The organism is Bradyrhizobium sp. Ses1, assembly GCF_059512365.1.
Map to the genome: position 1 here is coordinate 39,302 of NZ_JCAMOQ010000063.1, position 6,593 is coordinate 45,894.

A 6,593-nucleotide genomic window follows, 5' to 3' on the forward strand; every position below is an offset into this window, starting at 1 on the left:
GGGATAATTCGGCACCGCTCGAATGCGGCGCAAGCCGCCAAGCGGTGCTGCATGGAGGGACGCGGGAGGGACCGCAGAGCGGTCGTTCGATTGTGACCTCGAACAGTGTCCTGTGAGAAATCGAGCGCCATAACGCCGCAACGGCCGTCACCGCCATGCGCCCGCGGGACGGCGCGCATTTATTGCGCTCGACGCGTCCCGATATGTATGCGATCAATTGCGACTGACTGGGAATATCGCAAGAAGACGTGCTGGGGGCTAGGTGTCTGGGTTTGGTCGCATTGTCGGCAGCATCAAGCTGGCCGCACTGATTGTTTTCGCATTTTTTGCCGTTTCGACGTCAGCCCATGCGGCGCCCCCGACAGCGACTGTCACCGTTACCCCGAATCAACTGGCGTATGGTCAGCCGGCGAAGGTGACAATCTCGTTCTCTGAAGCCGTGACCGGCTTTACTCTCCATGCCTTGACACTCACCAATGCGACCGCGTCCAATCTCACAACCTTGGACAACATCACCTACACCGTCGACCTCACTGCAAATTCGGGTGCGCCGGCCGCAACCAATCAGGTCGTTGTGGACCTGTCCGGGGTGGTGAACTTAGGCTTGGAAGCCGGCATCGGCACCGCCGTTTCAAATAACTATACCGTCGGACCGATCAGCCAGACCATCACCTTCGGCGCCCAGACGGGACGGACCTTTGTCAGCGGCGGCACGTTTGTGGTCAGTCCGCTGGCCTCGGCAAGCAGCGGCTTGGCGGTAACCTATTCCTCGCTGACCCCGGGCGTCTGCACGGTTTTCGGCGGTATCGTGACCATGATCAGCGCAGGCACGTGCACGGTGGCCGCCGATCAGGCCGGCAATGGAACCACCGTCGCGGCCGCGAGCCAGGTGACCCAGGACATCATCATCGCCAGGGCGATCAGCAGCGTTACGTTGGTTGCGTCACCCAGCCCGAGTCTTCCGGGACAGGCCGTCACCTTCACCGCGACAGTGTCGGGCTCATCGCCCACGGGCACGGTGACGTTCCAGGACGGCACGACGACGCTGGGCACCGGCACCCTCAGTGGCGGACTGGCAACGTTCACCACATCGGCGCTGACGCCCGGAACGCATGCGATCACGGCAGTCTATGGCGGCGATACCAACAATATGTCGAGTACGTCATCGGTGCTGAACCAGGCTGTCAACCAGGCGGCGACGGCGACAGTCCTCGTTGCGTCGGTCAATCCAAGTACGCCGGGACAGGCTGTCACCTTCACCGCAACCGTGACTGGCACCAGCGGCACGCCCACCGGCACGGTCACATTCATGGACGGTACGACGACGCTGGGCACCGGCCCCCTCAGTGGCGGACTGGCGACGTTGACCACATCGGCGCTGACATCCGGAACCCATGCGATCACGGCAGTCTACGGCGGCGATGCCAACAACTCGTCCAGCACATCATCGGTGCTGAGCCAGGCCGTGACCCAGGGGACGACGTCGACGGTCCTCGTCTCATCTGCCAATCCCAGCACGCCGGGACAGGCGGTGACGTTCACGGCAACCGTGACAAGCGGGGGCGATACGCCGACCGGCACGGTGAGATTCGACGATGGCGGCGCTGCGATCGGCAGCGCCACCTTGGCCGGCGGGGTCGCCAGCCTGACGACCTCGGCGCTGACGGCCGGCACCCATACCATCACCGCAACCTATGCCGGCAATGGCACGTTCAAGGCCAGCACGTCGGCGGCGCTGCTGCAGGCGGTGAACACGCCGCAGGACAGTCTGAAGCTGCGGGCCTTGCAGATCATCGCAACCAAGACCGTGGCGCAAAACTCCGGCGCAGCCATTGCCGGCGCGATCGACACCGCGATCTCCGAAGGCTTCAGCGATGGTGGCAGCCTGGTCTCGCCGGGGGGAGGCAGCATCCGTTTCAACTTCTCCGCCGATCCCGATCAGCCGCAGGCCGCAACCGCAGGCGCCGACGTGTCGGATCGATGGAATGGATCGTACGGGCGCAGCGGCGGCGGCCTGCCGGGCGGCGCCAACGGCTATGCGCAGTCGCAATTGCCGCAGGGCGCATCCCGGGTCGACAACGCCTTTGCGGCAATCAATCGCAATGCGATGCCCGCCAAGGCGCCCGCGTCTGGCTATGTCGCGCCGAAGGACTGGCTGTTGTGGGCGGATGTCAGAGGCAGCGGCATCGATCGCTGGGGGTCGTCGACATCGGCACCGATTCTCTACGGCAGCCAGATCAATGCGCTGCTGGGCCTTACGCGCAGGGTCACACCGAATCTTCTGGTCGGTGCGCTCGGCGGCTACGAGACCTTCGACTACCGGTCCGATACCTTGAGCGGGCACCTCAAGGGCGATGGCTGGACGCTCGGTTCATACCTCGGCTGGAGGTTCGCGCCGGGACTGCGCTTCGACGCAGCCGCGGCGTATTCCGCCATCGGCTATGACGGCACCGCAGGCACCGCCACGGGCAACTTCAGCGGCCATCGCTGGCTGGTATCGAGCGGGCTGACCGGCAACTACCAGACCCATGGTTTCGATATCGAACCTTCGGCGAAGCTCTATGCGCTGTGGGAGCGGGAGAACGCCTATACGGACTCGCTCGGCACTCTGCAGGCGGACCGCACTTTCTTCACCGGGCGCGCCTCGGCCGGCATCAAGCTCAGTTATCCCTGGCTCACCGGAGCCGCCGTGACGCTGGCACCTTATGCCGGTTTGTACGCGGATTACTACTTTACCGGCGATGATGCCGCTGCCTTGGCGCTGGCCGGGGCCGTGCCGCTCGCTTCCGTCCCGCTGCTCGATGGCTGGTCCGCGCGTGTAACGGGAGGGTTGGCGGCGCGCCTCGGCAACGAGGCCACCGTCGCTCTTGGCGCCGAACTCGGCGGCATCGGCAGCAACGTGCAAATCTGGACGTTCCGTGGACGAGCATCGGTGCCGTTTTGAGGCGACGAAGATTTGTATATTAATTTCAATTGCATAAGAGTTCGCAGTTTTGTTCTTGGTGGCGTGCCAACCTGTCATTCACTACTTTGATCTTCCTTTCGTTTTCGCGACATTTCCAAAGTTTCGTTTTGAATTCGCGCTAGTACCCGGACGGGCAACTGCAGTTGGCGAGCCAGTGCGCTGTCCAAGGCGGCTCAACCGCGGCTCATTGGTGTGAATTCCGAAGACCGCGCGACATTGCAGGAGGCCAAGGCCAAAATTCACCTCCGCCGAGGTGATCTCTGAGAGCCGCTCAGATTAAATCGCCCGGTCGGCCCCCGTTGATGCACGGGCCGGCAAATGCAAAGATGGTGGCACGCCGGGGGGCGCGCAACCGATGATAAATGCAGTTCAAATTTGGAATCCAGATGACTGGGAGTCCTTTTCGCTCAGCCTTCTACAAAATCGTCACGGGCCGTTAAACGTACAGAAAATCCCCGCCGCCCACAAAGGTGATTACGGGATTGACTACTACTGCACAAAAGAAGCGGTCGCATATCAATGTTATGCAGTAGAAGAGCCGGTCGACATAACCACGCGAGCCGAACGGCAAAAAAAGAAAATCACAACCGACCTTGGCAAACTGTTGGCCAATCGCACTGAAATCGGAAAGCTATTCTTAGGAACCCCGATTAAACACTGGGTACTTCTCGCTCCCCTTCATGATAGCAAAGACGTCAATCTCCACTGCGCCAAGAAGACCGGCGATTTACGAAAAGCGACGTGTCCAGTCCTCGACGTCTTATTTGAAGTCGCAATCCAAGACCCCAGCTCATTTCCTGCCGAAGCTGTGGTGGCCGGAATGTCCTCGCTGTCTACTGTAAAGCTAGCGATTCCCGGTCCATCGCAGCAGGAACTTGATGCATGGGCTGCAGGTTCTTCTGATCTGCTGGCAAACGCAACGCATAAGCTGAAAAAGCGCGTTGGTGCTGATCAGGTTGGAGCAGCAGTAGCGGAAGCCGTTGCAGCTTTTCTCCAAGGGAACGCGATGCTCGACGCGCTTCGGACAGGATCCCCCGATCTTCACGAGAAGGTTATGTTAGCAATCAAAAGCCGAGCCCGACGCCTTCAGTTTGCTGGTCCGCAAGGTGGCCCCACGGCCGGTGAAATCCTTCATACGGAACTAGACGCGCTTATTTCGGCAATGAAGGCGGCCGCCCCCAATCTCTCTGAGGAGAATGCCGAGCAGATCGCCTATGGATCGATCTCTGAGTGGATCATGCTTTGTCCGTTGGATTTTCCCGATGCCAAATGAGTCGATCTTTCGCAAGGCGATCCTCAACGGTTCCTTCACTTACACCGCGCGGCCCGATCCTATTCCGGGCGACCTTCGGATGTCCTGGGGCATGGCGATGCTGATCCTTGCGCTTTTTTATAGTCGAGCAAGGAAATCAAATTTCCAAAAGCTTCAGTTCCTGGCGCATGCGGTACGAATTCCCGAAGGCCGCGAAGAGGTCCGTGGCCTGTTGTCCGGAGAGTACAAGCCAGCAGACGTTTCTGTGAGAGTTGAGCCCTCACTTAATCGGGCCGTTGCTCTCGCGCACGCGCTTAGATTCGTGAAGGTTGAACGGGGAACGTCTATTTCGCTTACCGATCGAGGAAAAAATGTGGCGGAAGCAATCTTGAGCGAGGGTGACATCTTCAGCGAAGAGCGCCGTTTCTTGAGTGAAGTTGCGCCTCGAATGACGGACGCCCTGATGAAACGGGTGTGGCGCCTGGAGGACTTGCTTTGACAATACGTTTCCGAAGCCTAAGGCTCCGTGCAATAGCGGCGAACGGTGTGTATGGAGCCGATGTGCCGTTCGAGGCTGGCTTGACCGTACTCTGGGCAGATAACACCAAGGGCAAGTCCACGTGCATGCAGGGGATGCTTTACGCTCTCGGCTTGGAGAGGATGCTAAGCCCTCGTAGAGAGATTCCATTGCCACATGCGATGACCAGCTACCTTAACACTGACGATAACGAACGGGTCGACATTTTAGAATCGAGCGTCGCGCTCGAACTGGAAAATCGTGAAGGGCAGATCATCACGGTGAGCCGTGCTGTGAAAGCGACCACCGACACTCGTCTCGTGACGGTAGATTACGGGCCCGCTCTGACAGATGGGTCAATGGCCTTACGGAGACAAAATTTCTTTGTACTCGATCCCGGCGCGGCGCAGCGCGAAGACGGCTTTCACCATTTTCTCGAAGGCTTCCTCGGCTGGCAGCTTCCGCAGGTTCGGCGATATGACGCGCCGGAAACGAAACTGTACATGGAGACCGTCTTTCCACTTTTCTGGGTGGAGCAAAAGTTTGGGTGGTCCGCAATCCCCGCGGCCATTCCTACCTACATGAGGATTAGAGAAGTTCACAAGCGCGCTGTCGAATTCCTCTTGGATCTAGACGTGTATAAACTCGAGATGCAGCGCGAACGCTTAATGGAACGAATCGCTTCTAATGCGAAGGATTGGTCCGCGACATGCGAGGAACTGGAACGCTTCGTTCTACGAAGTGGCGGGAGAACCGCTGCTTTGCTTGAAAAGCCGGTCGCAGACCCTGACGCGTTAGCCCGAGCGCATATTCAAATTGCAGACGGCGGTGAGTGGACGGCGCTTTCGGCCATGCTGTCTAAATGTCGCGCGTCAGCCGCAGCGCTTGCATCTGCCGCGATACCAGACGTCGAGGGCCAATCTGGCGAAGTTTCGGAAAAACTCCAACAACTCGGCCAACGAGCGGATGAACTAAACGCTCAGAGGATCGGTCTCCATAATCTTCAGCAGCTCAAAATGGCCGATGTGCAGTCCCTACAAAGGCGCATCGAAACGCTTGAAGATGATTTGGCCAAAAACTTGGATGTTCAGAAGCTCCAGCGTTATTCTGGAATAGTTGAAACCTTAGCTCCTGACAGGTGCCCGACCTGCGAGCAAGCCCTCGCTGACACCTTACTGTCGCAAGAGGCACTGTCTGCGGTTATGCCGATAGCGGATAACATAGAGTACATAAGATCGCAGAAGAGGATGTTCGAGGATATCCTCGCCCGTGAGAAAGGAGAGAATACAGCCCGCAGCAGTCATATCGCCGCGATAAGCAAAGAGCTTGCAGAGTATTACGCCCAGATTCGTCTGCTGAGAGCCGAGCTGGTTGCGCCCGGATCGAATCCCTCTGCCGCTGTGATCGAGGAACGCATTCGCACCGAGGCGAAAGTTCGTGAGTTAGAGGGACTTCAATCGGTGTTTGACGAAACGGTTGACCGATTGCGGTCCTTGCAGAATGCATACAGGGGTCTTCTTGAGGAGCGCGAACGAATATCAGCCGATAAGCTCTCGGCGAACGACAAAGGTAAGCTCGCCATCCTGACGCAGCTTCTGCAGCATCAAGCGACCGAATTCGGATTTAGCACCTTCCCACCAGGAGAACTCTCCATCTCGGAAGACAGCTACCGTCCCGAGAAAGAGGGATTTGAAATCGGCTTCGAGACGTCGGCAAGTGATGCGATCCGACTGAAGTGGGCCTATCAACTCAGCCTTCTCGAAGTTGCAGACGTTAAGCAGACTAACCCGTATTTCTCACACGACCAATTGCTCTGCGACGGGGATAGGATGATCTGGCGAAGGCGATGAGGAGCCGTG

The 6,593-nt window shown here is 58.7% G+C and carries 4 protein-coding genes; all 4 read left to right on the forward strand.

What is annotated here, in order from left to right; genetic code table 11:
• Positions 1 to 262 precede the first annotated feature (262 nt).
• The 4 genes from AC5ZG5_RS40375 (at position 263) to AC5ZG5_RS40390 (ending at position 6,584) form a co-directional block, all read left to right on the forward strand.
• Entirely contained in the window at positions 263 to 2,944 is a 2,682-nt protein-coding gene (locus tag AC5ZG5_RS40375) for an Ig-like domain repeat protein (RefSeq protein ID WP_456646257.1), read from the forward strand.
• A gap of 376 nt (positions 2,945 to 3,320) precedes the next feature.
• Positions 3,321 to 4,238, forward strand: coding sequence for a hypothetical protein (locus tag AC5ZG5_RS40380; RefSeq protein ID WP_456646258.1), 918 nt, complete (start codon positions 3,321 to 3,323; stop codon positions 4,236 to 4,238).
• Positions 4,228 to 4,716, forward strand: coding sequence for a hypothetical protein (locus AC5ZG5_RS40385; RefSeq protein WP_456646259.1), 489 nt, complete (start codon positions 4,228 to 4,230; stop codon positions 4,714 to 4,716). The genes AC5ZG5_RS40380 and AC5ZG5_RS40385 overlap by 11 nt, the downstream gene beginning before the upstream one ends.
• Before the next feature lie 80 nt (positions 4,717 to 4,796).
• Positions 4,797 to 6,584 carry a hypothetical protein gene (locus AC5ZG5_RS40390; RefSeq protein WP_456646260.1) on the forward strand — a complete coding sequence of 596 codons (1,788 nt, stop codon included), beginning with the start codon at positions 4,797 to 4,799 and terminating at the stop codon, positions 6,582 to 6,584.
• Positions 6,585 to 6,593 lie beyond the last annotated feature (9 nt).

What these genes read in the sequence shown, in the direction of transcription:
- AC5ZG5_RS40385 (WP_456646259.1), top strand. Translation starts at nt 4,228, where the DNA reads ATGCCAAATGAGTCGATCTTTCGCAAGGCGATCCTCAACGGTTCCTTC.
- AC5ZG5_RS40380 (WP_456646258.1), top strand. Translation starts at nt 3,321, where the DNA reads ATGATAAATGCAGTTCAAATTTGGAATCCAGATGACTGGGAGTCCTTT.